This window comes from Thioalkalivibrio sp. XN279, assembly GCF_011089885.1.
GTDB lineage: Bacteria > Pseudomonadota > Gammaproteobacteria > Steroidobacterales > XN24 > XN24.
This window is the reverse complement of sequence record NZ_JAANBD010000029.1, coordinates 1-24337: the sequence shown is the minus strand read 5'-3', so window position 1 is coordinate 24337 and position 24337 is coordinate 1. Positions and strand designations below refer to the sequence as shown.

The window sequence follows — 24337 nt, the reverse complement described above, 5'->3', positions numbered from 1 at the left end:
TGACTACACATCTCTAGTGATGACGCAGATCCGCTTGAAGTCGCCAAACACGTGACTGCAATCTACGGGCCATTGAGGCATTGCGTTTCAGCCCTACGGTTCGGGTTGCTTGTTAAAGCCAGTAGTGTCTGGGGCATCGCAATTTACCGTAAGAATCTGCGACGGATTGTTGCTCCCTTGCGTCCAGATAATCTCTACGTCGCTTCCATCCAGCACGTTGCTCAACTCGCAAGTGTAGGTTTCTTTGGTTGTCGCACACTTGGTCAAATTGTTGTCGTAGAAAATATCGACCTTCTCGTTGGTTGCCTTGGCGCCCTTGACCGAAATGTTGCAGGTCCTGGTGATTACCGGCTGCACCTCCTTCGGAAGGACTGCAGACACGCCCTTATCGTCAGTCACGGTGAGCTCGACGATGTATTCACCGGGAACTGCGTAAGGATGAGAAACGGTTGGGTCGGCGCTTTCGACACGATCGCTGCCATCGCCAAAGTCCCACGCGTACAACTCGATTGTGCTCCCTTCAGATGCATCGGGGTGGAACGAATCCCCGGCATCGAAGTTACAAGTCAGTTCGTCACACGTTACGGTGAAGAGCGGAATCGGAGCATTGCCAGAACCTTCGTCGCCCGTCACGGTCACGGACTGGGTCAGGGTATCGGCCAGGCCGATATCGCTCCGCACCGTCAAGGTCACGGAGTAAGTCGAGGCGGCCCCATACACGTATGTCACGACGGCCTCTCCTGTGACGGACTCGCTGCCATCGCCAAACGACCAAATGTATTCGGTAATGCTTCCATCGCCGCCAGTTGAGGCACTGGCATTGAACTCGCAGCTTAATGTGCCTTCCGGACACACCGCCGTGAAGAGCGCGGTCGGCGGTACCGCGGCGTCAATCAGTTCGAAGTTTCGCGCCACGATATCCGCAGGGAAAACGCTTGGCATGTAATCGTCCGTGCCTGCTTCACCCAGCGCCCGGGTGAATGAATAGGCAACCGGGTCTGCGAAGTCGAGAAGCGGATTCAGTGCCTCTCCGGTTACTTCAGGAGCAAGGGCGCCATTCCGGACGCCGCAGACGTAGCCGCCGCCGGCTTCGCCAAATGCACCGAAGTGCCTGCAGGCCTGGAACAGCCCGCCACCAATCGCATAGATGTCCACGTCTGCGCCACTTACCGCCATGGAGGCTTCATTCGCTATGAAGCCACTGACCCGGGTATAGCTCGTGCAGAAGTCACCCTGGTAATCCTTGGAGCTGGTGCAGTAAAAGATATCCGGGTTGCGCCCAAAGAGATCGGTGTAATACGTACCCACTTCCTCATCGATAACCTGCAGTTCCTGCATGCGAGCGGAGCACGTGGCACCGCCTACATCATCGCGCATCAACAGGAAGTGGTGTCCGCCCGGCACAAGACCGCGCGCATCGGTGTCCGCCCAGCAAGCAGCAGGTTCACCAAGTTCATCAAGGCCATCCGTGCAGACGGTGCCAATGTTGGCCTGCAGCTCGCCTTCGAGCGGGCCGCCTTTTACTCCGTGCGGCAAGTCCCGAACGACAGTGTCTCCCTCGACAGTCGTGGGGGGCTGCCTGCCGTCATAAAACCGGGTTGGCGTGCGCAGCTGGTCGTTGGGATCTCCATCGGCGAGCACCAGGGCAGGATTGCCGACGCAGACTTTCTCCTCTTCCGTCTCATAGTTGGAAAGGACGGTGATGGAGCGGCGCCACTGGTTGGCGACAACGCAGCTGTAACTGATATAAGCGAACGATTCGACATCAGTTGCTGCCGGGATCACGGGCACGGCATCGCCCGGGTAGTGCAAGCGACAGAGCGCATTACCCTCAACGAAGATGTCGACGTCGCACTGCTCCTGGATGGTAGCGCCGTCGCCGCAGGTCCGGCCCGACAGGAAAATATTCCCGTTGATTGTGGCGAAGTTCTGGACACCATCTTCCACATCCGGCACGAGGCAGACACTCGAATCACACAAAGCGAAGCCGCTGGGATGGTTAATTACATCGAAGCCGCCCGGAGCCAGGTTGAGTGCTGGTTTGAAGAAAGTCACCTCATCCTCAGGAGGCCGCGGGACGAGTTCACCGCGGCCGTCTGGGCTGTACAGGGCGTCCGCGAAAGCCTTGGTGCCAGCGCGGCCGAAGTCGTTCCTGGCAATGCGAGAGGAGAGGGTGACGAGCACGTCAGCCCCGTAGGGGCTGCAGTCATCACTGGCCCTTGAAACGGCAACCTGCACATGCTTCATCACGTCGGTCTCCACCTCCGTGACGATCCAGCACCTCTTCAGGCTGACGGGGCGCAGCGAGAAGAAGCCGAACCCGTCGAGCTCAAGCAGCGGATCGTCATCGGTTGTGATGGAGTCGAACTGGCTCGCCCGCAGTTCCTCTATCTTGGCTTCAGCCAGCGACATGGCGGTGGACCGGAGCCGGTTTTCACCCGCGCTGCCGAGCAGCTCGCCATGGATGGCCATGGTGGTTGCAAAGCCGAAGCCCAGTATCGCGATGGAGATCAGGGCCTCTACCAGGGTAAAGCCGGACTCGCGCGAGCCGGCCTGTGCGCTATCCGTTTGTGTTGGTAAATGCATTTTCATGATCTCGTCCCTCTCCTGGTCCGGACCGGCTTAACTGTCGCCGTAATCAGAAGAAAACCTCGCGCCAGGAGGTTGCATCGAAGCTGGCCAGGACCTCGCCGACCTCGGTACCGCTTTCGCCCGTGGGTCCGCCAAGGACAGGCTGCTTGGCAACATTCTCGTTGTAGAACACGGCGATATTGCCTGTGCCCTTGACGATCGGTTCTTCTGTAACGAGGGAGCCGACGACCTTTGCCGTGCCGCTTCCCTTGGTGACCTCACCAGTGACGTAAACGACCCCCCAGATGACGGTATTGGCACCGATTTCGAGGTTGCCGTCGACGACCATGACGATAGGCTTCTCAGGACTGCCCCAAGCGCCGTCGCTGGGCACGGTATAGGTGCCGACTTCGCCGCCTACGGTCGCTTCGATCCATACGTTCGGATTGGAGTTAATGTCGGTGCGCGTGCCATCCAGGCTAATTGGCTCGGCATCCGCGCGGAAGTCAGTTCTCTCCACTCCGAGGATTTCTTTGAAAAAGGCATCGTCTGACATTGATGCGAGCGCCGGATCTTCAACGATCTGTCCTAATTCCGGATACAGCTGGGTGCTCTTGGTTCCGCCAGGGGGATCGACGGTACCGCCTGCCGTAACGAGCACGCCCTCGTACGTATCGTTGGACGCTTCTTTTTGCCAGTCGTGACCCTGGTCGGCCCAGGCGCGACACTGTTCTGCGGTAGCACAGGGTGCAGCAGAAGCGGTGCCGTCAAAATTGACGCTCCCTTTCGAGATGACAGCACTTACCACGGGGGGGGTGCCTCCGGTGCCCCCGGACCCCTCCAGCGGCGTACTGATCCACTCGCGCTCCAGGTCGATCGCAACCTCTAGAATCCGAACGGCCGATCCGTCCGCCGAGCGCCCGATCGAGCGCACGAAGCTGCGGGTTTGAAGCCCGAGAGTGGGCGATGGACAGACGGGCGCCTCACGACCGTATAGCAATTGGAAAGTCGGAGAATCGCCACTCGCATCGACGGGCTCGATGCCGCAGGTTGTATTCAGGGTATCCAGAGACTCCGAAATGATGTTTTGCAGCGCAAAGTCCAGCCCGGCCTGCGCCGCATGGAATGCCTGCTTGGAGCGCAGCTCCGCAGCGGTCATGCGGTTTTCCAGCGTGGTCGTTCGGGTCATCATGTAAGTAAGGATGTTGACCAGCAGTACGATGATGACCGTTATGAGCAGTGTCGCCGCGCCTCGCTGGCGGTTGCGTATCGACGGGCACCCGGGTCGGGAGTTCGCGTTCATCATTCTATGCCTCCGGTCAGCGTACATCGTGGTTCCTGACCATCACTACATCGTTCAAAGTCATATTCTTTATGCCGCTGCTGGTGCCGATCTCGCCCGTGAGCGATAGCGTCACCTCAAGCACCTCAGTCACATCTGTCATGGGTCCCCCGCCGTCCCTACAGCGTGGGAATACCGCAATATCCGCGGAAGAATCGTTCTCGACGATCGGATCGAGTTCGTCAAACGGATAGCAGGTCACGCGCCAGGCGACAGAGAAATCCGTGATGCTGAATCCGCCCTCCGACAGGTCCTCGTAAAGAGCGACCCAGTTGTTATTGTCTACACATGTCGGCCTGTCGGTGGGGTTTTCAGTGAAATAGATCTGGAACAGACCTGCATCGTTAAGTCTGAAGCCCCGGCCCAGGCCTTCAACGAAGTAGGTGATGCAGTCGCCGTCGCCGCCGAACTGCACGGCGAACTCATCCGGAATATCCACCCCCCCGTCCGCACGGCGCACGTCCTGGCTCATGATCTGCATCGCGCTGCGCAGGTCATTGTTGAGCCGAGCTGACTCGAGCGAATAGGAGGCCGAGCGCACGGAGATCCCCCACGCGGCAACGACGGCAAGCGTAACAATCGCGCCCACAGCCACGCCGATGAGTAACTCGATCAGGGTGACGCCCCGACTGCGTTCGAGATTCATGCGCTTCACGGGGGACATGTCTTCATCACCGATATATTGCCTGCGCCCGGGGGAGAACAAGTCGATACGCGTCCAATCGCATTCACCATGACGCGGGCGACATGGCGCGGGGAGGTGATTTCGATGGTCTCGACGGGGTTGACGGTCTCCACGAAGTCATCGCTTGGGTCAGCCGGATTCGCGCCCAGGTTGATTGCGCCGATACGTACTCCACGTCCTGGTGCGAACCGCATGGCGGCTGGTGCTGAGTCCAGGGTCAAGCCCGGAAACTGGCCAGCATTGCCGGCCACCTCTTCATAGTCCTGTGGAATTAGGTTGATATCGACGCTGAACGGAATCTCGCAAACATCCGCTGAGGCAAGGGAGCAATCGCAGGTAGCGGCATCAGTGAGGCCGAAGCACCAGTCGGCCCCTGTATCGAACACCATAGTGATCGGCCGGTTGGTCTCGATGGCCGTCATCCGCGCCTGCTCTACCTGCTTGCCGAGGGCCTCGGTCGCATCGACAACGCGCCGGCGGTCGATGGCGTCAAAGAACGATGGAGTCCCAAGCACGATGAGGATGGTCAGCACACCAATGGTGACCAGCAACTCGATGAGGGTGAACCCCCGGCTTTGACTCGCTTGCGCGCGCTTCATCTTCATCCTCGGGTTTTGACCCGCGTCGGACGGGGGCCTGCGCCTGCGCTCGCCCCGGACCCTGCATATAGTTCAACGAGCATTAGTGTACCGCTGCCAAGTTGCCAGAACGCGACGTCCGTCACAAAGCAGGCAACTGTCGAAACAACAGTTTACGCGCATATACAATACTTCAGTTCCCGGTTCGCGGCGCGCCCGTAGCGGGATTTGACAATAACCCGGCACGGCGACCGGAAGGGTGTCCATGGAAGCGATCGCGGTACTCGCCGGCGGGGCGCTGGGCGGCATGGCCCGCTTCTGGTTGGCGGACCTGCTCAGCCGCGGGCGCCTCAATAATTTTCCGTGGGGCATCCTCGCGGTCAACGCCAGCGGGGCGCTGGCGGCGGGCGTGGCTGCCGGGCTGGCTGCCGGCGCAGCCGGCTTCGCGAGCTCGCTGGCCTGGCAGCTCGGCGTGGTGGGGTTCCTCGGCAGTTACACCACGGTGTCCTCTTTCAGCCTGCAGACGCTGGCCCTGTTTCATGACGGCCGGGCCGGGAAGGCGGCGGCGAACATCATGGCCTCGCTGCTGCTCACGCTGGGCGGCGTGGGCCTGGGCTGGGCGCTGGTGGGCTGGGCGGCCGGGGGCCCCAAATGAGCCACGCCCACGATCACCCCCGCAGCAGGCTCTATCTCTGGGTCGCCCTGGGCAGCAGCCTGGGTGCGCTCGGCCGCTGGGCCGTGGCGGAGGTAATGGCCGGGAGCGGGGCGCCCGGTATGGCCCCGGGCTGGCCCTGGGGCACGCTGACGGTAAACGTCGCCGGGTCGCTGCTGATCGGCATCCTGGCTGCGCTTGTGGCGCGCCACCGCGCCCCGCTCAGCCAGTTGCCAGCACAATTGTTCCTGATGACCGGATTTTGCGGCGCGTTCACGACATTTTCCGCCTTCGGCCTGGAGACGCTGTGGCTGCTGCAGGCAGGCCGCACCGGTATGGCCATGGCCTATGTCGCCTGCTCGGCGCCGCTGTGGATATTCGCTGCCTGGGCCGGCTATCGCCTGGGGCTTCAGGGCCGGTGGGGTGCCGCAAGGTAGGGCTTGCCGCGCATCTCTTCCAGCCGGCTGGCGGTGCGCTTGAACTCGAACTGCAGCCGCCGGCCCTGGTACAGCGCGTCGGTCGGGACGGCCGCGGAGAGGACCAGCTTCACGCTGCGGTCGTAGAACTCGTCCACCAGGGCGATGAAGCGGCGCGCCTCGTTCTCGTTCTCCGCCGTGAACTGCGGCACCCTGCCCACCAGCACGGTGTGGAAGCTGCGCGCGATCTCGATGTAGTCGGCATGGCTACGCGGCCCGCCGCAGATGGAGGCGAAATCGAACCAGGCCACGCCGTCGGCGCGGCAGCGCACCGGGATGTCGCGCCCGAGCACGCGCAGGGGGCCGCGGTTGCGCGTGTCCTGGGGCGCCGCATCCGCGAACAGCGCCTGCAGTCCGGCCTCGGCCTGGTCGTCCAGCGGCACGTGGTAAATCTCGGCCCGCTCCAGCAGGCGGAAGCGATAGTCGGTCTCGCCGCCGACCGAAACCACCTCGGTGTGTCGCTCGATCTGCGCAATCGCCGGGAGGAAGCGGGCGCGCTGCAGGCCGTCGCGGTACAGCTCCGCCGGCAGCACGTTGGAGGTGGCGACCAGCGTCACGCCGCGCGCGAACAGTTTCTCCAGCAGGGTGCCGAGGATCATGGCGTCGGCGATGTCGGAGACGAAGAACTCGTCGAAACAGACCACGCGCGCCCGTGCCGCCAGCTCGTCGGCCACGGGCCCGAGCGGGTCCTTGAAGTCGCGGTAACGCCTGAGGCCGTCGTGCACGTCGGCCATGAAGCGGTGGAAGTGCCGCCGCGTCTTCTCGCGAAACGGCAGGCACTGGTAGAACAGGTCCACCAGCCAGGTCTTGCCGCGCCCGGTGTCGCCCCACAGGTACATCCCGCGCACCGGCACGATCGGCTCCGGGCGGCGGAAGAGGCGCCGGCGCGGCGGCCGCCAGGCGACGAGCGTGCGATGGAGTGCGTCCAGCCGGCGGGCCACCGCTTCCTGCGCCGGGTCGCGCACCCAGCCGAGGCGCTCGATCTCGGCGTGGTAGCGCGCCAGCGGCGTCTGCGTGGCGGGGTCGGAGTCGGCGTCGGTGGGCGACATCAGTCCGCGGCCAGCTCGGGCCGGTCGCGGAATTCGTCCAGGGCGGCCGGGTTGGCCAGCGCGTCGGTGTTCTTCACCGGGCGGCCATGCACCACGTTGCGCACGGCGAGCTCCACGATCTTGCCGCTCAGCGTGCGCGGGATGTCGTTGACCTGGACGATCTTCGCCGGCACGTGGCGCGGCGTGGTGTTGGCGCGAATGACCTGGCGGATCTTCGCCTGCAGCGCGTCGTCGAGGGACTGGCCCGCGCGCAGGCGCACGAACAGCACGATGCGCTGGTCGCCGCCCCAGTCCTGGCCGATGGCCAGCGATTCGAGCACTTCCTCGAGCTTCTCGACCTGGCGATAGATCTCGGCGGTGCCGATGCGCACGCCGCCGGGATTGAGCACGGCGTCGCTGCGGCCGTAAATGACCAGCCCGCCGTGCTCCGTCAGCCGCGCCCAGTCGCCGTGGTGCCACACGCCGGGAAAGCGCTCGAAATAGGCGGCGCGGTATTTATCGCCATCCGGGTCGTTCCAGAAGCCCACTGGCATGGAGGGGAAGGGCTTCGTACACACCAGTTCGCCCGGCTCCTCGGTGTGCGAGCGGCCTTCGTCGTCGAAGATCTCCACCGCCATGCCGAGGCCGCGGCACTGCAGCTCGCCGCGATGCACCGGCAGGACCGGGCAGCCGAGCGCAAAGCAGCTGACGATGTCCGTGCCGCCGGAGATGGAGGCGAGCTGCACGTCGGCCTTCACGTCGCGGTAGATGAAATCGAAGGAGGCCGGCATCAGGGGAGAGCCGGTGGAGAGGATGGCGCGCAGGGGCTCGAGCCGGAAATGCGCGCGCGGGGCATAGCCGGCCTTTTCCACTGCGGCGAGGTACTTGGCGCTGGTGCCGAACACGGTGATGCCTTCTTCCTCGGCCATTTGCCACAGCGCTTCCGGCCCCGGGTGGAAGGGATTGCCGTCGTAGAGCACCAGGGTGGCGCCCACCGCCAGCCCGGACACCAGCCAGTTCCACATCATCCAGCCGCAGGTGGTGAAGTAGAAAAGCATGTCTTCGGGCCCGATGTCGGTGTGCAGCCGGTGTTCCTTCAGGTGCTGCAGCAGCGTGCCGCCAGCGCCGTGCACGATGCACTTCGGCACGCCGGTGGTGCCGGAGGAGTAGAGGATGTAGAGCGGGTGGTCGAAGGGCAGCTGGGCGAACTCGAGCTCCGTTTCGTGCGACAGCAAGTCCTGCCAGCGCACCCCGTGCGGGAGCGTGTCCGGGTCGGGCTCGGCATCGGGCTCATGGTCCAGGAAGGGCACCAGCACCACGCGCTCCACGTCTTCCAGTTGCTGCAGCACGCCGCGGATGCGCTCGAGCGAGTCGATGCGCTTGCCGTTGTAGCGGTAGCCGTCGGCAGTGAACAGCACCTTCGGGCGGATCTGGCCGAAGCGGTCGAGCACGCCCTGGGTGCCGAAGTCCGGCGAGCAGGAGGACCAGGTGGCCCCGAGGCTGGCTGCGGCGAGCATGGCGATCACGGCCTCGGGGCAATTGGGCAGGAAACCCGCGACGCGGTCGCCCGGCCCGACGCCGAGTTCGCGGAGCGCGCCGGCGAGGCGCGCCGTCTCGCGGTAAAGCTCGGCCCGGGTGAAGGTGCGCCGCGACCCATCCTCGCCGCGCCAGACCAGGGCGAGCCGCCCGGGATCGTCCTGTCGCAGCAGGTTCTCGGCGAAATTCAGCCGCGCGCCGGTAAACCACCTGGCCCCCGGCATCTGCTCACCATTTTCCAGCACCACATCCCAGCGGCGTGACGCCTTGACCTCGCAGAAGTCCCACACGGCGGCCCAGAACGCGTCGCGCTGCTCGATGCTCCAGCGCCACAGCGCGTCGTAGGTCTCGAGTGGCCGGCCCGCAGCACCGCTTGCCGAGGCCATGAAGCGCGTCAGCTGGGCGCGCGCGACCTGCTCCGTGGAGGGTTGCCAGAGGATCGTGTCGTCCACCAGCGCCCGCCTCAGGCGTCCAGCGCCTTCTCCAGTTCCGGCAGCAGCGTGAACAAGTCGCCCACCAGCCCGAAGTCCGCGGCCTCGAAGATCGGCGCGTCGCCGTCCTTGTTGATGGCCACGATGCAGCCGGCGTCCTTGATGCCGGTCATGTGCTGGATGGCGCCGGAGATGCCGACGGCGATGTAGAGGTCCGGGGCGATGATCTTGCCGGTCTGGCCGACCTGCATGTCGTTCGGCACGTAGCCGGCGTCGACCGCGGCACGGCTGGCGCCCACGGCGGCGCCGATCTTGTCGGCGAGCTTGAAGACGATCTCGAAGTTCTCCTTGCTGCCCACGCCACGGCCGCCGGCGACCACGCGCGGCGCGCTCTGCAGGTCGGGACGGTCGCTGCCGCCGGACTCGGCGAGGCCGAGGTAGCGGCTGTGGCCCGGCAGTTCCGCCTCGGCCTGCGCCGCGACGATGGGCGCCTCGCCGGCTTCGCCGACCGCCTGGAAGGAGGCGATGCGCACGGTCGCCAGCACCGGGATGCCTTCCGGCACCTTGACCGTGGTGATGACGTTGCCGGCGTAGATGGGCCGCTTGAAGGTGCGCGCGTCGATGACTTCCATCAGGTCGGACACCTGCGGCACGCCGAGCAGCGCCGCCACGCGCGGCAACACGTCCTTGCCGAAGGTGGTGGAGGGCGCGAGCACGTAGTCGTAGCCGCCCTCGTGCGCGGCGGCCAGCCTGGCGATCTGCGGCGCCAGCACCGCGGCCAGCGGCGTGCCGTTGGCCTCGTGGCTGACCGACAGCACACGGGACACGCCGTCGAGTTTCGCCGCGGCAGCGCAGGCCGCATCCGCGTCCGGCGCATGGAACACGGCCACGTGCACGTTGCCCAACTGGCGGGCGCAGGCCACCGTGCGGGCGATGCCGGTGTTCAGGGTCTTGCCGTCGTGGTCGGCGATCAACAGTACGCGGCTCATCACAGTACCCCCTTGTCCTTGAGCGCCTTGACCAGCGCTGCTACCGATTCGACCTTGGTGCCGCCCTGGCGCTTCGGCGGCGGCTCGTGCGCGCCCACTTCCAGCTGCGGCGGCATCTCCACGCCGAGCTCGGCGAACGGCTTGATGTCCAGCGGCTTGCGCTTGGCCTTCATGATGTCGGGCATTTTCACGAAGCGCGGCTCGTTGAGGCGCAGGTCCACCGTGACCACGGCGGGCAGGTCGACCTCGATGTTCTCCAGGCCGGCATCGACTTCGCGCGTGGCCTTGAGCGTGTCGCCGGTGCGTTCCAGCTTGGAGACGAACGTGGCCTGCGGGCGGTCCCACAGCGCCGCCAGCATCTGGCCCACCTGGTTGGCGTCGTCATCGATGGCCTGCTTGCCGAGCAGCACCAGCCCCGGCTCTTCCGCCTGCACGATCTTCAAAAGCGCGCGCGCTGCGGCCAGCGGCTGGATCTCTTCCTCGGCCTGGTACAGCACGGCGCGGTCGGCGCCCATGGCCAGCGCGGTGCGCAGCTGCTGCTGCGCCGCGTCCGGGCCGATGGACACCACCACCACTTCTTCGGCCTCGCCACGCTCCTTCATGCGCAGCGCCTCCTCGACGGCGATCTCGTCGAAGGGGTTGATGCTCATCTTGACGCCGTCCTTGACGACGCCGGTGCCATCGCGGTTCACCTGCACGCGCACGTTGTAGTCGATGACGCGCTTGATGCCGACCAGGATCTTCATGGCTTCTCCTTAAGGTGCTGCGCCGTCCCCGGCGCGGCGATCACATTGTCTGGTAGTTCGGTCCGCTGCCGCCTTCCGGCGTGACCCAGTTGATCACCTGGTAGGGGTCCTTGATGTCGCAGGCCTTGCAGTGCACGCAGTTGGAAGCGTTGATCTGCAGCTGCCGGCCGCCCTGGCCGTCGTCCACCATCTCGTAGACGCCGACGGGGCAGAAGCGGGTGCAGGGGTTGCCGTATTCCTCCGCGCAGCGCGTGGCGCAGATCGAGGTGTCGGCCACGCGCAGGTGTACCGGCTGGGCCTCCTCGTGCGCGGTGTTGGCGAAATACACGCTGGCGAGGCGGTCGCGCGGCGGCAGCGTGCGCTCGGCTTCCCAGTTTGCCGCCATCGCTGCCTGGCCGTCGTGCGCCCGCGCGGCAGCGAGCGAGTTGAGGCTGTCCCAGTCGGAGTGCGTCTTCAGCGTCCAGGGACTGCGCCCGCCCAGCACGGTCTCCAGCGCGGCGTTGGCCATGCCGAACCACAGGCCGCGGTTGAAGCCGGGGCGGATATTGCGCACCTTGCGCAGCTCTTCGCCCGCGGCGGAGGCACGGAAGGCGGCGTCGTAGCCTGCGGGCTGACCGGTGGCCGCCAGGTGGTCGGCGGCGAGCATGCCGGAGCGGATGGCCTGGTGCACGCCCTTGATCTTCGGCACGTTCAGGGTGCCGGCGCCGTCGCCGATGAGCAGCGCGCCGGGCATGTCCATTCTCGGCAAGGCCTGCCAGCCGCCCTCGATGATGGTGCGGGCGCCGGTAGAGATGATCTCGCCGCCCTCCAGCAGGGCGCGCATGTCGGGGTGGTGCTTGAACTGCTGGAAGGCCTCGAAGGGCGAGAAGCGCGGGTCGGCGTAGTCGAGCCCGACCACGTAGCCGATGTACACGCGGTCCTGGTCGAGGTGGTAAAGGAAGCTGCCGCCGTAGGTGGCGTTGTCCAGCGGCCAGCCCACGCTGTGCTGGATCAGCCCCGGCGTGGTGCGCCCCGCGGGGAGCTGCCACAGCTCCTTGAAGCCGAGGCCGTAGGTCTGCGGCATGGCGTCGCGGTCGAGGCCGAAGCGCGCGATGAGTTGCTTGGAAAGGCTGCCGCGGCAGCCCTCGGCGAACAGGGTGACTTTCGCGTGGATATCGACGCCGGCGGCGAAGTTGTCGCCGGGGCGGCCGTCGGGCGTGCCGTCCGCTTCCCGGCCCATGTCGCCGCAGCGCACGCCGATCACCCGCGCCGCATCGCCTTCGCCCTCGAGCAGGGGATGCCGGCCCGGGAAGCCCGGGAATACCTCCACGCCGAGCGACTCTGCGTGCGCAGCCAGCTGCTTGCACAGCTCGCCGAGGGAAACGATGAAATTCCCCGCGTTGTGCATCTGCGGTGGTGTCGGCAGCTTGTAGGAGCGCTTGCGGGTGTAGAGGCGGAACTCGTCCGCGCCGGCGGGGACGCAGATGGCCGGCGGGTTGTCGCGCCAGGCCGGCATGAGCTCGTCCAGCGGCCCCGGCTCCATGACGCAGCCGGAGAGGATGTGCGCGCCGATCTCGGAGCCCTTTTCCAGCAGGCAGATGTTCGCCTCCGGGAGTTTCTCCTTCAGGCGGATGGCGCAGGCGAGGCCGGCCGGCCCGCCGCCCACGATGGCGTAGTCGTACTCCATGACATCGCGCTCGATGTCCTTGTCGTGTGCGCTCATCGGCGACTCGTCCTCGTGCGCGGCTGAACCGGTGATTTTACCCGAGGCATCCGGCTATTTGGGCTGCATGCGGATGGCGCCGTCGAGGCGGATGGTCTCGGCGTTCAGCATGCTGTTGGTGCAGATGTAGGCCACCAGGTCGGCGAACTCCTCCGGGCGGCCGAGCCGCGACGGGAAGGGCACCTGGGCGGCCAGCGACTGCTGGATGTGCTCGGGCATGCCTTCCATCATGGGGGTAAGGAAAATGCCCGGGGCAATGGTGTTGACGCGGATGCCGAGGCGGGCGAACTCGCGCGCCAGCGGCAGCGCCATGGCGGCGACGCCGCCCTTGGAGGCCGAGTAGGCGGCCTGGCCGACCTGGCCCTCGAAAGCTGCCACCGAGGCCGTGTTCACGATCACGCCGCGCTCGCCCTGGTCGTTCGGCTCGTTTTCCTGCATCTTCGCCGCCGCCGCCTTGGCGAGCAGGAAAGTGCCCACAAGGTTCACCATGATCACCTTGGCGAAGTAGCTGCCCTCCATCGGGCCCTCGCGGCCCAGCACGCGCCCGGCGCCGAGGATGCCGGCGCAGCTCACGGCCAGGTTGATCCCGCCGAAAGCCCCGGCAGCCGCATCCACGGCGGCGTTGACCTCGGCCTCGTTGCTGACGTCGGTGCGCACGAACATCGCACGGTCGCCGAGATCCGCGGCAGCCTGTTGACCCTGCGCCCCGTTCACGTCGAGCAGGGCGACGCTGCCGCCTTCATTGATGATGCGTTGGGCCACTGCGTGGCCGAGTCCGGAGGCGCCGCCGGAGACGACGGCCTTGAGCTGTGACAGTTCCATTGAGGCTTCTTCCTTATCCGTTGCTTGATTCGTCCAGGTATTCGGGCAGCTGCGCCAGGCGGCTGCGTGGCGCCCGGTCGAGCTGCGCGCAGATCCAGCGGCCGGCGGCGACGAGCTTGTCGAGTTCGACGCCGGTCTCGATGCCGAGGCCGTGCAGCAGGTAGGCCAGGTCCTCGGTCGCCACGTTGCCGGAGGCGCCCTGCGCGTAGGGGCAGCCGCCGAGGCCGGCCACCGAGGCGTCGATCGTGCTCACGCCCGCTTCCAGGCAGGCGAAGATGTTCGCCAGCGCCTGGCCGCGGGTGTCGTGGAAGTGCACCGCGAGGCGCTCCATGCCGCATTCACCGGCCACCGCCCACAGCATGCGGCGCGCGGCCACGGGCGTGCCGACGCCGATGGTGTCGCCCAGCGAGACCTCGTAGCAGCCGAGCGCGAACAGCGCCTGGGCGACCTCGACTACTTTCGCGTCCGTGACGCGGCCCTCGTAGGGGCAGCCGAGGACGCAGGAAATGTAGCCGCGGATACGCACGCCGCGGTCCTGTGCGGGCCCGGCGAGAGCGCGGATCCGCTCCAGGCTCTCGGCGATGGAGGCGTTGATGTTCTTCTGGTTGAAGGTCTCGGAGGCGGCGGTGAACACCGCGATCTCCTTGACGCCGGCCGCCAGCGCGCGCTCCAGTCCCTGCAGGTTGGGCACGAGCACGGGGTAGGCCACGCCGGGCCTGCGTTCGAGGCCGCGGTAGACCTCGTCGGCGTCCGCCAGCTGGGGAATCCAGCGCGGGCTGACGAAGCTGGTGGCCTCCACCGCCGGCAGCCCGGCCGCTGCCAGGCGCTGGATGAACTCGATCTTCACCGCCGCAGGTACCACGGCCGGCTCGTTCTGCAGTCCGTCGCGGGGCCCGACCTCGACGATGCGCACGCTCGCGGGCAGCGACACCTCAGTCGGCCTCCGGCCGGATGTCCACCAGCACGGTGTCGGCTTCCACGCTGTCACCTTCGCCGCACAGCACGCGCTCCACGGTGCCGGCGACGGGCGCCGCCAGCGTCAGCTCCATCTTCATCCCTTCCATGATCAGCAGCGGTTGCCCGGCGCTGACCCGGTCCCCGGCGCGAACTTTCACCGCCACGATGGTGCCGGGCATGGGCGCCACGGGGTGGGGGTCCTGTTCCCCCTGGGCGTCGTCGGCCGCGAACAGCGGCTCCACCACGAAGTCCCAGCCGTGATCGCCGAGTCCGACGTAAATACGTTCGCCGTCGGCGACCACCAGCGCCTCCTCGTCCAGGCCGCCGCAGCAGATGTGCAGCCGGCCTTCACCCAGGTCCTCGAGCATGGCGTCGAGATGATGGTCGCCAGAGTGCAGGCGCAGGTTCCGGCCCCGCACTTCCAGCCGCAGCGCATGGCGACGTCCGGCCGCGTCGAGCAGGCGGATGGGCACGCCGCCGGCGCCCACCTGGCGCCAGCCGTCGCCGGCCGCCCAGGGCGACCACGGGTCGTCCGCCGGCACCGGCCGTGGCAGGTCGCGGCTCACGCGCCAGCCGGCTGCGGCAAGGACCGGCAGCGGCGGCTGCGGCACGTCCCACAGCACTTCCTCCAGCGCCCGGTCGAGGAAGCCGGTATCGACTTCCCCGGCGGCGAACAGGGGGTGCGCGGCCATGGCGCGCAACAGCGGCAGGTTGGTGGCCACGCCGGCGATCGAGGTCTGCGCCAGCGCGCCGCGCAGCCGGCCGATGCATTCGTCGCGGTCGAGGCCGTGCACCACCAGCTTGGCGAGCATGGGGTCGTAGTGGTGGCTCACGACGTCGCCTTCCTCCACGCCGGCGTCGAGGCGGATGGCGGGATGGCGCTGCGGCGAGCGCAGGCGATGGATGCGCCCGGTCGAGGGCATGAAGTTGTTGCCGGGATTCTCGGCGTAGATGCGCGCCTCGATGGCGTGACCGCGTTGCGGGATTTCCGCCTGCGCCAGCGGCAGGGGCTCGCCCGCGGCGATGCGCAGCTGCCACTCCACCAGGTCCAGGCCCGTCACCATCTCGGTCACCGGGTGCTCCACCTGCAGTCGCGTGTTCATCTCCATGAACCAGAACTCGCGCTCCGGGCTGGCGATGAACTCCACGGTGCCGGCATTGAGGTAGTCCACCGCGCGTGCGGCCTCCACGGCGGCCTCGACCATGTGCCGTCGCGTCGCGTCGTCCAGCAGCGGCGAGGGGCTTTCCTCGATGACCTTCTGGTAACGGCGCTGCGTCGAGCAATCCCGTTCCCACAGGTGAATGACATTGCCGTGGCGGTCGCCGAAGACCTGCACCTCGACGTGGCGCGGTCGCTCGATGTAGCGCTCGAGAATGACGCGGTCGTCGCCGAACGCCTTCTGTGCCTCGCGTCGCGCCGCGGCGAGGGCGTCGAGGAATTGCGTCGCCTCGCGCACCACGCGCATGCCCTTGCCGCCGCCGCCGGCCGAGGCCTTGATCAGCAGCGGGTAGCCGACCAGCTCCGCCTGCGCCGCCAGGGTTGCGTCAGCCTGGTCGGCGCCGTGATAGCCGGGCACCACCGGGACGCCGGCGTCCTCCATGATCGCCTTGGCCTCGCTCTTCGAGCCCATGCGCCGGATGGTCTCGGCGCGGGGCCCGACGAAGACCAGCCCGGCCTCCGTGCAGGCGCGTGCAAAAGCGGCGTTCTCCGACAGGAAGCCATAGCCGGGATGGATGGCGTCCACGCCCGCGGCGAGGGCCGCCTCGACGATTCGCGCGCCGTCGAGATAGCTCTCGGCCGGCGCCGCGCCGCCGATGGCGACGGCGGTGTCCGCCTGGCGCACGTGGCGGGCGCGGGCGTCGGCGCTGGAATACACCGCCGTGGTCTCGATGCCGAGCCGGCGGCAAGTGCGCATCACGCGGCAGGCGATCTCGCCCCGGTTCGCGATCAGCAGCCGCCGGATCTTCAGGCCGTCGCTCACCCCGCGCCCTCTTTTTCTCCGCGCCGCGGCGCTGCTGCCGCGTCGATCCAGGCCGGCTTGCGCTTCTCCAGGAACGCCGCCAGGCCCTCCTGGCCTTCTGCCGAGACGCGCAGCTGGGCGATGATCTGGGCGGTGCGCCGCCGCAGCGCGGCGTCCGCCGATATGGCGCCGCCCTCGACCGTGAAGATGAGTTCCTTGCTCTCGCGCAGGGCGTTGGGGCCGCCCTTGAGCAGCATGCCGAGCTGGTCCTCCAGCGCGGCGTCGAGCTTATTCGGCTTGGCGATCTCGTGCACCAGGCCGACGCGGCGCGCCAGCTTGGCGTTCATGGCCTCGCCGCTGAGGAACAGCCGGCGTGCATTGCGCTCGCCCATGGCCGCCACCACGTAGGGGCTGATCACGGCCGGCACCAGGCCGAGGCGCACCTCGGACAGGGCGAAACGGGCCTCGTTGCTCGCCAGCACGATGTCGCAGCAGGCCAGCAGCCCGACACCGCCGCCGTAGGCGTGGCCGTTGACGCAGGCCACGGTCGGCACCGGCATGGAATTCAGCAGCGCCATCAGGTCCGCGAGATGCAGGGCGTCCTCGAAGTTCTCCTCTTCGCTGCAGCTCGCCATGGAGCGCATCCAGTTGACGTCGGCGCCGGCGGAAAAGGAGCGCCCCGCGCCGGTCAGCACCACGATGCGGACATCGCCGCGCGACTTCAGCCCCACCAGCAGCTCGGTGAGGCGCTGCACCAGCGCGGCGTCGAAGGCGTTGTGCACCTCCGGGCGGTTGAGCGTCAGCGTCGCGACGCCGCGACGGTCGATTTCGAGCAAGACATTGTCGGCCATGGGCCTGCCTCTACATCCTGAAAATGCCGTAGGGAGCCTCGACTGCGGGTGGCGCATTGCGCGCCGCCGACAGGGCGAGACTGAGGGCCCGGCGCGTGTCGGCCGGGTCGATGACGCCGTCGTCCCAGAGCCGGGCCGTGGCGTAGTAGGGGTGGCCCTGGGTTTCGTATTGCGCGCGGATCTCGGCGCGAAACGCGTCTTCGTCGGCTTGCGGCCAGTCCTCGCCGCGCGCCGCCAGGCCGTCGCGTCGCACCGTGGCCAGCACGCTGGCCGCCTGCTCGCCGCCCATCACGGAGATGCGGGCGTTGGGCCAGGTCCACAGGAACCGCGCGCCGTAGGCGCGGCCGCACATGGCGTAGTTGCCGGCGCCGAAGGAGCCGCCGATGACCACCGTGAACTTCGGCACCGTGGCGGTGGCCACGGCATTCACCATTTTTGCCCCGTCCTTGGCGATACCGGCCTGCTCGTACTTCTTGCCGACCATGAAGCCGGTGATGTTCTGCAGGAACAGCAGCGGGATGCCGCGGCGGTTGCACAGCTGGATGAAGTGCGCGCCCTTGAGCGCGGACTCCGAGAACAGGATGCCGTTGTTGGCCAGGATGCCGACCGGGTAACCGTGGACGTGGGCCGTGCCGCACACCAGGGTCTTGCCGTACAGCGGCTTGAACTCGGTCAGCCGCGAGCCGTCGACCAGCCGCGCGATCACCTCGCGCACCTCGTAGGGATAGCGGGTGTCCTGCGGCACGATGCCGTAGAGCTCCTCTGCGGGGTACAGCGGGTCTTCCGGTGCCGCCACCTCGCCGTGCACGTGGCGCGGGCGATTGCAGGCGGCGACCAGCTCGCGCGCGATCGCCAGCGCGTGGGCGTCATCGTTGGCGAGATGGTCGGTGACGCCGGAGATGCGGCTGTGCACTTCGCCGCCGCCGAGCGTTTCGGCGTCGACTTCCTCGCCGGTGGCCGCCTTCACCAGCGGCGGGCCGCCGAGGAAGATGGTGCCCTGGTTGCGCACGATCACCGCCTCGTCGCACATCGCCGGGACGTAGGCGCCGCCCGCGGTGCAGGAGCCCATCACCACCGCCAGCTGCGGGATGTTGGCCGCCGAGAGCTGCGCCTGGTTGTAGAAGATGCGGCCGAAATGGTCGCGGTCCGGGAACACCTCGTCCTGCAGCGGCAGGAAGGCCCCGCCCGAGTCCACCAGGTAGACGCAGGGGAGGTGGTTCTCCAGCGCCACTTCCTGCGCCCGCAGGTGCTTCTTCACCGTCATGGGGAAATAGGTGCCGCCCTTCACGGTGGCGTCGTTGGCCACCACCACCACCTCGCGGCCGGACACGCGCCCGATGCCGGTGATGATCCCTGCCGCCGGCGCCTGGTCCTCGTACAGGCCATGCGCCGCCAGGGGCGAGAGTTCGAGGAAGGGGCTGCCGGGATCGAGCAGGGCGTCGATGCGCTCGCGCGGCAGCAGCTTGCCCCGGTCGGCGTGCCGGGCCCGGGCCCGTTCACCGCCGCCGAGCGCGGCGCGCTCGCTGTGGCGTTTCAGGTCCGCGACCAGCGCCTCCATGTGGCGCCGGTTGGCGCGGAAGGCGTCGTCGTCGGTGCGCAGGCTGCTCTTGATGGCGGGCATCGGGCTCAGAGCGCCTCGACCGCCACGGCCGTCGCTTCACCGCCGCCGATGCACAGCGAGGCGACGCCGCGCTTCAGGCCGCGCGCGCGCAGGGCATGCACCAGGGTCACCAGGATGCGCGCCCCGGTGGCGCCGATGGGATGGCCGAGGGCGCAGGCGCCGCCGTTGACGTTGACTTTAGCCGGATCCAGGCCGAGGTCGTGGATGGCCGCCATCGCCACCACGGCGAAGGCCTCGTTGATCTCGTACAGGTCGACCTGGTCGGCTGTCCAGCCGATGCGATCCAGCAGGTGGTGCATTGCCGACACCGGCGCAGTGGTGAACCATTCGGGGGCGTGCGCGTAGCCGGCGTGGCCGACGATGCGCGCCAGCGGCGTCATGCCGCGCCGCTCCGCCTCCGCCGCCGTGGTCAGCACCAGCGCCGCGGCGCCGTCGGAGATCGAGGACGAGGAGGCGGCGGTGACCGTGCCGTCCTTGGCGAAGGCGGGCCGCATGCTCGGGATCTTGTCGATGTCGCAGCGGCCGGGTTCCTCATCCGTCGCCACGACCTCTTCGCCGCGCCGCGTCTTTACCGTCACCGGGGTGATCTCGGTCGCGAAGGCGCCGTCGCCGGCCGCCAGCGCGCGGCGCACGCTCTCGATGGAAAAGGCGTCCTGGGCCTCGCGCGTGAAGCCGTACTTGCCCGCGGTCTGTTCGGCGAAGTGCCCCATCATGTGGCCGTCGTAGGGGTTCTGCAGGCCGTCGTAGAACATGTGGTCCAGCACCTGCTGGTGGCCCATGCGATAGCCCGCGCGCGCCTTCGGCAGCAGGTAGGGCGCGTTGCTCATGGACTCCATGCCGCCGGCCAGCACGATGCGGGCGGAGCCGGCGTGGAGCAGGTCGTGGGCGAACATGGCGGCCTTCATGCCCGAGCCGCAGACCTTGTTGATCGTGGTGCAGCCGACGCTCTCGGGCAGGCCGGCCGCCAGGGCCGCCTGGCGCGCGGGCGCCTGGCCCAGTCCGGCCGGCAGCACGCAGCCCATGATGACTTCCGAGATTTCGCCCGGCTCGAGGCCGGCGTCGGCCAGCGCCGCGCGCGCCGCGGCGGCGCCGAGCTCCGGGGTGGGCACCGCGGACAGCGCGCCCTGGAAAGACCCTATGGGCGTGCGCCGCGCGGCGGCGATGACGATGGATGTGTCGCTCATGGTGTGACTCCCTGTTCTAGTCGGCGCCGCCGGTGGCACGGAACAGCTCGCGCCCGATCAGCATGCGCCGGATCTCGCTGGTGCCGGCGCCGATCTCGTACAGCTTGGCGTCGCGCAACAGCCTTCCGGTCGGGTACTCGTTGATGTAGCCGTTGCCGCCCAGGGCCTGGATTGCTTCCAGCGCCACCTCGACGGCAGATTTCGAGGCCAGCAGCAGGCAGGCGGCGGCGTCGAAGCGGGTCGGTTCGCCGCGGTCGAACTGACCCGCGACGCGGTAAGAGAAAGCACGCGCCGACTGCAGCGCGGTGTACATGTCGGCCACCTTGGCCTGCATGATGCCGAAGCTGCCGATGGGCTGGCCGAACTGCTTGCGCTCGTGCAGGTAAGGCAGCACCGCGTCCATGCAGGCCTGCATGATGCCGATCGGCCCGCCCGAGAGCACCAGCCGTTCGGAGTCCAGGCCGCGCATCAGGATGTAGGCGCCGCCGTTGACCTCGCCGAGCACGTTCTCCGCGGGAATCTCGCAGTCCTCGAACACCAGCTCGCAGGTGTTGGAGCCGCGCATGCCGAGCTTGTCGAGCTTCTGCGCCGTGCGGAAGCCGGGCATGCCCTTTTCGACGATGAACGCGGTAATGCTTTTTGAGCCCGCGGCCGGGTCGGCGGTGCGCATGTAGACCAGCAGCACCGAGGCCTCGGGGCCGTTGGTGATCCACATCTTGGATCCGTTCGCCACCCACACCTCGCCGCGCTGCTCCGCGCGGCAGCTCATGGAGCCGATGACGTCGGAGCCGGCGCCGGGCTCGGACATGGCGAGCGCGCCGACCCATTCGCCGGAGCACAGCTTCGGCAGGTACCTGGCTTTCTGCGCCTCGGTGCCGTTAAGCCAGATGTTGTTCAGGCACAGGTTGGAGTGCGCGCCGTAGGACAGGCCCACCGAGGCGGAGGCGCGCGAGATCTCTTCCATGGCCACGCAGTGCGCCAGGTAACCGAGGCCCGAGCCGCCGTAGTCCTCGCCGACGGTCAGCCCGAGCAGGCCCATCTCGCCCAGCGCAGGCCAGAGGTCCTGCGGGAACTCGTTGCTGCGGTCGATCTCTTCGGCCCGCGGCGCGATGCGCTCCTCCGCGAAGCGGCGCACCGAGTCGCGCAGCAGGTCCAGCTCCTCGCCCAGGCCGGTGTTGAAGACGCTCATGCGGTGCTCAGCCCATCATTTCCGTGGTGTGGCTGCGGCGGCCCGAGAGGCGGTCCTTGAAGCGCTTGGTGTAGGGGATCTTCACCTTGGAGATCATGGCGATGCGCTCCTCGGCCAGGCGATCGGCGGCCTGCCAGGTCGGGATGCCGTCACGCTCCGCCAGCAGGAAGATGCGGCTGATGATGTCGCGGATGCTGGAAACCATGCGGTAGGCGCGGTCGCGGTCGTAGCCCTGCAGCTCGATCGCGACGTTCATCAGGCCGCCGGCGTTGATCGCGTAGTCAGGCGCGTAGAGGATGCCGCGCTCTTCCAGCGCCGTGCCGTGGTCGTTGGTCTCGAGCTGGTTGTTGGCGCTGCCGGCGACGATGTCGAACTTCAGCCGCGGCAGCGTGTTCTCGTTGATGACGCCGCCGAGCGCGCAGGGCGCGAACACGTTGGCGTCCACGTCGTAGATCTGGTCGGTGCTCACGGCCTCGGCGCCGAACTCGTCCACGATGTGCTGCACGCGCTCGGCGTTGATGTCGCACACGAACACCTTGGCCCCGGCCTCGGAGAGGAACTTGGCCAGGTAGTAGCCGACGCTGCCGGCGCCCTGGATGGCGAAGCTCGCCTTGCCCGGGTCGTCGTGGCCGTATTTCTTCTGCAGGCAGGCCTTGATGCCTTGCAGGGTGCCGAAGGCGGTGAAGGGGGAAGGGTCGCCGCTGCCGCCGTGGACGCGATGCACGCCGACCACGCGATCCGTCTCCTGGTAGATGTAGTCCATGTCGTCGACGGTCGTGCCGACGTCCTCGGCCGTGATGTAGCGTCCGCCGAGCGAGCCGATGAAGCGGCCGAAGGCGCGGAACAGGCCCTCGCTCTTGTCCTTGGCCGGATCACCGATGAGCACCGCCTTGCCGCCGCCGAGGTTGAGCCCGGATACCGCCGCCTTGTAGGTCATGCCCCGCGACAGGCGCAGCACGTCCTTCACCGCGTCGTCGTCGCTCGCGTAGGGCCACATGCGCAATCCGCCCAGCGCCGGCCCGAGGGCGGTGTTGTGGATGGCGACGATGGCCTTCAGGCCGCTGTCCTTGTGCTGGAAAAAGACGACTTGCTCGTGGCCCATGCCTTCGAGCTTCTGGAACAGGTTCATCAGAGGATGCCTCCTGGGTTTGGTCCGGTTCAGGGCGTCCGCCCCTTAGTCTTGTTCTGGGTCGTTGTTCTGGTGCGCAACGCCTGGCGGGACCCGGGCGGGCCGCGCGAGTGTCTGCAATGACGCTGGTCGCGCCGCGGGGCTGACAGGAGAGGCGGACCTCCGTGTCCCGCCGGGCGGCGAGTCGGGCCGGACAATTATAGCGACGGGTGAAAAGCCGTGCATTCCCGTGCGCTTGTGCCGCGTTGCAGCATCCGGGCGGGAACGCGGTGACCGGGTGCTTGCCGCTATAATCAAGGGCTGTTTGCCGCCCGGGGCGGCGCCGGATACGCACCAAAGCCATGAGCACAGCAGCACGCGAACTCGAGGTCCTGCCGGGCGCGGAGGGGCGCCCCCTGCGATTCGTCACGGCGGCTTCGCTGTTTGACGGCCACGACGCGGCCATCAACATCATACGCCGCATCCTGCAGTCCCACGGCGCGGAGGTGGTGCACCTGGGCCACAACCGCAGCGTGGCCGACATCGTGCGCGCCGCCCTGCAGGAGGATGCCGACGGCATCGCCGTCTCGTCGTACCAGGGCGGCCACAACGAGTACTTCCGCTACATGGTGGACATGCTGCGCGAGCACGACGCCGAGCATATCCGCGTGGTGGTGGGCGGGGGCGGCACCATCGCCCCGGCGGAGCGGCGCGCGCTGGAAGCCTACGGGGTGGAGCGGGTCTACGGCCCCGAGGAGGGCATGAAGCTCGGCCTCGAGGGCATGATCGAGGACGTGTTCAAGCGCGTGCGCGCCGCGCGCCGGCCCGAGCTGGCGCCCGGGGCGGACGGGCCGCGGGACTACCTGCGCATCGGCCGCACGCTGAGCCTGATCGAAGAGGGCGCGGACGGCGCGGACGGCGGCCAGGATGCTCGGGCCTGGCAGCAGGGCGCAGTAGCCAGCATCGGCGCGCGCTCCGTGCCCGTGGTCGGCATCACCGGGACCGGCGGCGCCGGCAAGTCCAGCCTCACGGACGAACTGCTGAACCGCTTCCTGCGCGCCTTCCCCGAACTGCACATCGCGGTGCTGGCGGTGGACCCGACGCGGCGGCGCACCGGCGGTGCCCTGCTCGGCGACCGCATCCGCATGAATTCCCTCGCCGACGAGCGCATCTACATGCGCTCCGTCGCCACCCGGCGCCAGCACCTGGCGACCAGCGCGGCCCTCGCCGAGTCCGTCGAGTTCCTCAAGGCGGCCGGCTTCGGCCTGGTCATCGTCGAGACCGCGGGCATCGGCCAGAGCGACACCGAGATCGTCGACCTGGTGGACCTGCCCGTTTATGTCATGACCAGCGAGTACGGCGCCGCCAGCCAGCTGGAGAAGATCGACATGCTCGACTTCGCCGAGCTGGTGGTGCTGAACAAGTTCGAGAAGCGCGGCGCCGAGGACGCGCTGCGCGACGTGCGCAAGCAGTGGAAGCGCAATCGCAAGGCCTTCGACATGCCCGACGAGCGCGTGCCCGTCTACCCGACCATCGCCAGCCAGTTCAACGACCCCGGGGTAAACCGCTTCTTTCGCGCCCTGTGCACGGCGCTGGTGGCGCGCTGCGGGCTGGACGAGGCGGCGTGGATACCCCCGGAGTTGCCGGTGTCCACCGACCACGGCGCCCTGATCCCGCCGCGGCGCGTGCGCTACTTGGCCGAGATCGCCGAGGATGGACGCCGCGCCAACGGCGAGGCCGAGCGGCAGGCCGAGGCGGCCAGCCTGGCCTGGGCCTGCTGGCGCGCCCTGGAGGGTATCGACCAGGCGCGGCCCGAGGCGCTGGCGCCGTACCCGGACGACGCGCTGGCGGGTGAGGGCGCGCTCGCCGGGCTGCGCCGGCGCCACAACGAGGCGCTGGCCGCCGTCG

At 67.8% G+C, this 24337-nt stretch carries 20 protein-coding genes; 3 read left to right on the top strand and 17 right to left on the bottom strand.

All coding sequences use genetic code 11. From position 1 onward, the window contains the following. Positions 1-93 precede the first annotated feature (93 nt). Genes G8346_RS12955 through G8346_RS12940 form a run of 4 tightly spaced genes read right to left on the bottom strand, consistent with a single transcriptional unit; the run spans position 94 to position 5203 of the window. Complete coding sequence (locus G8346_RS12955) at positions 94-2592, bottom strand: PKD domain-containing protein (RefSeq protein ID WP_166052000.1); 2499 nt, start codon at positions 2590-2592, stop codon at positions 94-96. 46 nt (positions 2593-2638) lie between these two features. Then, positions 2639-3877 carry a PilX N-terminal domain-containing pilus assembly protein gene (locus G8346_RS12950; protein ID WP_166051998.1) on the bottom strand — a complete coding sequence of 413 codons (1239 nt, stop codon included), beginning with the start codon at positions 3875-3877 and terminating at the stop codon, positions 2639-2641. Positions 3878-3890: 13 nt separating this feature from the next. Beyond that, the gene (locus tag G8346_RS12945; RefSeq protein ID WP_166051996.1) at positions 3891-4559 is read right to left on the bottom strand and encodes a type II secretion system protein J; all 669 of its coding nucleotides are present in this window, start codon (positions 4557-4559) and stop codon (positions 3891-3893) included. Between the two features lie 5 nt (positions 4560-4564). After that, positions 4565-5203, bottom strand: a complete 639-nt coding sequence (locus G8346_RS12940; protein ID WP_166051994.1) for a Tfp pilus assembly protein FimT/FimU — start codon at positions 5201-5203, stop codon at positions 4565-4567. Positions 5204-5441: 238 nt separating this feature from the next. Here G8346_RS12940 and G8346_RS12935 point away from each other — a divergent pair, with 238 nt between their 5' ends. Beyond that, positions 5442-5831, top strand: a complete 390-nt coding sequence (locus G8346_RS12935) for a CrcB family protein (protein WP_166051991.1) — start codon at positions 5442-5444, stop codon at positions 5829-5831. Beyond that, positions 5828-6265, top strand: a complete 438-nt coding sequence (crcB, locus tag G8346_RS12930) for a fluoride efflux transporter CrcB (RefSeq protein ID WP_166051989.1) — start codon at positions 5828-5830, stop codon at positions 6263-6265. Before G8346_RS12935 ends, crcB begins: the two co-directional genes overlap by 4 nt. On the opposite strand, the gene zapE is transcribed toward crcB, so the two are convergent. From zapE to G8346_RS12865, 13 genes are all read right to left on the bottom strand, one after another. Then, positions 6238-7353 (bottom strand): cell division protein ZapE, encoded by a 1116-nt coding sequence (gene zapE / locus G8346_RS12925; protein WP_166051987.1) that lies wholly within the window; start codon positions 7351-7353, stop codon positions 6238-6240. The two genes, crcB and zapE, sit on opposite strands and share 28 nt — an antisense overlap. Then, the gene (locus G8346_RS12920) at positions 7353-9320 is read right to left on the bottom strand and encodes an acetoacetate--CoA ligase (RefSeq protein ID WP_370520652.1); all 1968 of its coding nucleotides are present in this window, start codon (positions 9318-9320) and stop codon (positions 7353-7355) included. The genes zapE and G8346_RS12920 overlap by 1 nt, the downstream gene beginning before the upstream one ends. Before the next feature lie 11 nt (positions 9321-9331). Further along, entirely contained in the window at positions 9332-10288 is a 957-nt protein-coding gene (locus G8346_RS12915) for an electron transfer flavoprotein subunit alpha/FixB family protein (RefSeq protein WP_166051985.1), read from the bottom strand. Next, positions 10288-11034 (bottom strand): electron transfer flavoprotein subunit beta/FixA family protein, encoded by a 747-nt coding sequence (locus G8346_RS12910; RefSeq protein WP_166051982.1) that lies wholly within the window; start codon positions 11032-11034, stop codon positions 10288-10290. The genes G8346_RS12915 and G8346_RS12910 overlap by 1 nt, the downstream gene beginning before the upstream one ends. A 40-nt stretch (positions 11035-11074) precedes the next feature. Then, on the bottom strand, positions 11075-12715 hold the full coding sequence (locus G8346_RS12905) for a 4Fe-4S dicluster domain-containing protein (protein ID WP_370520670.1): 1641 nt from the start codon (positions 12713-12715) through the stop codon (positions 11075-11077). Between the two features lie 75 nt (positions 12716-12790). Then, complete coding sequence (locus tag G8346_RS12900) at positions 12791-13558, bottom strand: SDR family NAD(P)-dependent oxidoreductase (RefSeq protein WP_166051978.1); 768 nt, start codon at positions 13556-13558, stop codon at positions 12791-12793. Positions 13559-13571: 13 nt separating this feature from the next. Beyond that, positions 13572-14483, bottom strand: a complete 912-nt coding sequence (locus G8346_RS12895; protein WP_206202789.1) for a hydroxymethylglutaryl-CoA lyase — start codon at positions 14481-14483, stop codon at positions 13572-13574. A 7-nt stretch (positions 14484-14490) separates the two neighbouring features. Continuing rightward, entirely contained in the window at positions 14491-16497 is a 2007-nt protein-coding gene (locus G8346_RS12890; protein ID WP_370520651.1) for an acetyl-CoA carboxylase biotin carboxylase subunit, read from the bottom strand. Next, positions 16494-17327, bottom strand: a complete 834-nt coding sequence (locus G8346_RS12885) for an enoyl-CoA hydratase-related protein (protein ID WP_166051974.1) — start codon at positions 17325-17327, stop codon at positions 16494-16496. The genes G8346_RS12890 and G8346_RS12885 overlap by 4 nt, the downstream gene beginning before the upstream one ends. Before the next feature lie 10 nt (positions 17328-17337). After that, the gene (locus G8346_RS12880; protein ID WP_166051972.1) at positions 17338-18948 is read right to left on the bottom strand and encodes a carboxyl transferase domain-containing protein; all 1611 of its coding nucleotides are present in this window, start codon (positions 18946-18948) and stop codon (positions 17338-17340) included. Positions 18949-18953: 5 nt separating this feature from the next. Further along, positions 18954-20132 (bottom strand): acetyl-CoA C-acyltransferase, encoded by a 1179-nt coding sequence (locus G8346_RS12875; protein WP_166051970.1) that lies wholly within the window; start codon positions 20130-20132, stop codon positions 18954-18956. Between the two features lie 16 nt (positions 20133-20148). Continuing rightward, positions 20149-21321, bottom strand: coding sequence for an isovaleryl-CoA dehydrogenase (locus G8346_RS12870; RefSeq protein ID WP_166051968.1), 1173 nt, complete (start codon positions 21319-21321; stop codon positions 20149-20151). Between the two features lie 7 nt (positions 21322-21328). Further along, a complete protein-coding gene (locus G8346_RS12865; protein WP_166051966.1) occupies positions 21329-22450 on the bottom strand; it encodes a Glu/Leu/Phe/Val dehydrogenase in 1122 nt (373 codons plus the stop codon). Between the two features lie 341 nt (positions 22451-22791). Between G8346_RS12865 and G8346_RS12860 the strand changes: the two genes are divergently transcribed. Next, positions 22792-24337 (top strand): cobalamin-dependent protein (locus tag G8346_RS12860; RefSeq protein WP_206202762.1); only part of this gene is annotated, 1546 nt, incomplete at its 3' end.

Bases quoted from the DNA above. Each gene is read 5' to 3' on its own strand.
- crcB (WP_166051989.1), top strand. From the start codon at position 5,828: ATGAGCCACGCCCACGATCACCCCCGCAGCAGGCTCTATCTCTGGGTC.
- G8346_RS12955 (WP_166052000.1), bottom strand. From the start codon at position 2,592: ATGAAAATGCATTTACCAACACAAACGGATAGCGCACAGGCCGGCTCG.
- G8346_RS12945 (WP_166051996.1), bottom strand. From the start codon at position 4,559: ATGAATCTCGAACGCAGTCGGGGCGTCACCCTGATCGAGTTACTCATC.
- G8346_RS12875 (WP_166051970.1), bottom strand. From the start codon at position 20,132: ATGAGCGACACATCCATCGTCATCGCCGCCGCGCGGCGCACGCCCATA.
- G8346_RS12885 (WP_166051974.1), bottom strand. From the start codon at position 17,327: ATGGCCGACAATGTCTTGCTCGAAATCGACCGTCGCGGCGTCGCGACG.
- zapE (WP_166051987.1), bottom strand. From the start codon at position 7,353: ATGTCGCCCACCGACGCCGACTCCGACCCCGCCACGCAGACGCCGCTG.
- G8346_RS12880 (WP_166051972.1), bottom strand. From the start codon at position 18,948: ATGCCCGCCATCAAGAGCAGCCTGCGCACCGACGACGACGCCTTCCGC.
- G8346_RS12935 (WP_166051991.1), top strand. From the start codon at position 5,442: ATGGAAGCGATCGCGGTACTCGCCGGCGGGGCGCTGGGCGGCATGGCC.
- G8346_RS12915 (WP_166051985.1), bottom strand. From the start codon at position 10,288: ATGAGCCGCGTACTGTTGATCGCCGACCACGACGGCAAGACCCTGAAC.
- G8346_RS12865 (WP_166051966.1), bottom strand. From the start codon at position 22,450: ATGAACCTGTTCCAGAAGCTCGAAGGCATGGGCCACGAGCAAGTCGTC.
- G8346_RS12940 (WP_166051994.1), bottom strand. From the start codon at position 5,203: ATGAAGATGAAGCGCGCGCAAGCGAGTCAAAGCCGGGGGTTCACCCTC.
- G8346_RS12950 (WP_166051998.1), bottom strand. From the start codon at position 3,877: ATGATGAACGCGAACTCCCGACCCGGGTGCCCGTCGATACGCAACCGC.
- G8346_RS12870 (WP_166051968.1), bottom strand. From the start codon at position 21,321: ATGAGCGTCTTCAACACCGGCCTGGGCGAGGAGCTGGACCTGCTGCGC.
- G8346_RS12900 (WP_166051978.1), bottom strand. From the start codon at position 13,558: ATGGAACTGTCACAGCTCAAGGCCGTCGTCTCCGGCGGCGCCTCCGGA.
- G8346_RS12910 (WP_166051982.1), bottom strand. From the start codon at position 11,034: ATGAAGATCCTGGTCGGCATCAAGCGCGTCATCGACTACAACGTGCGC.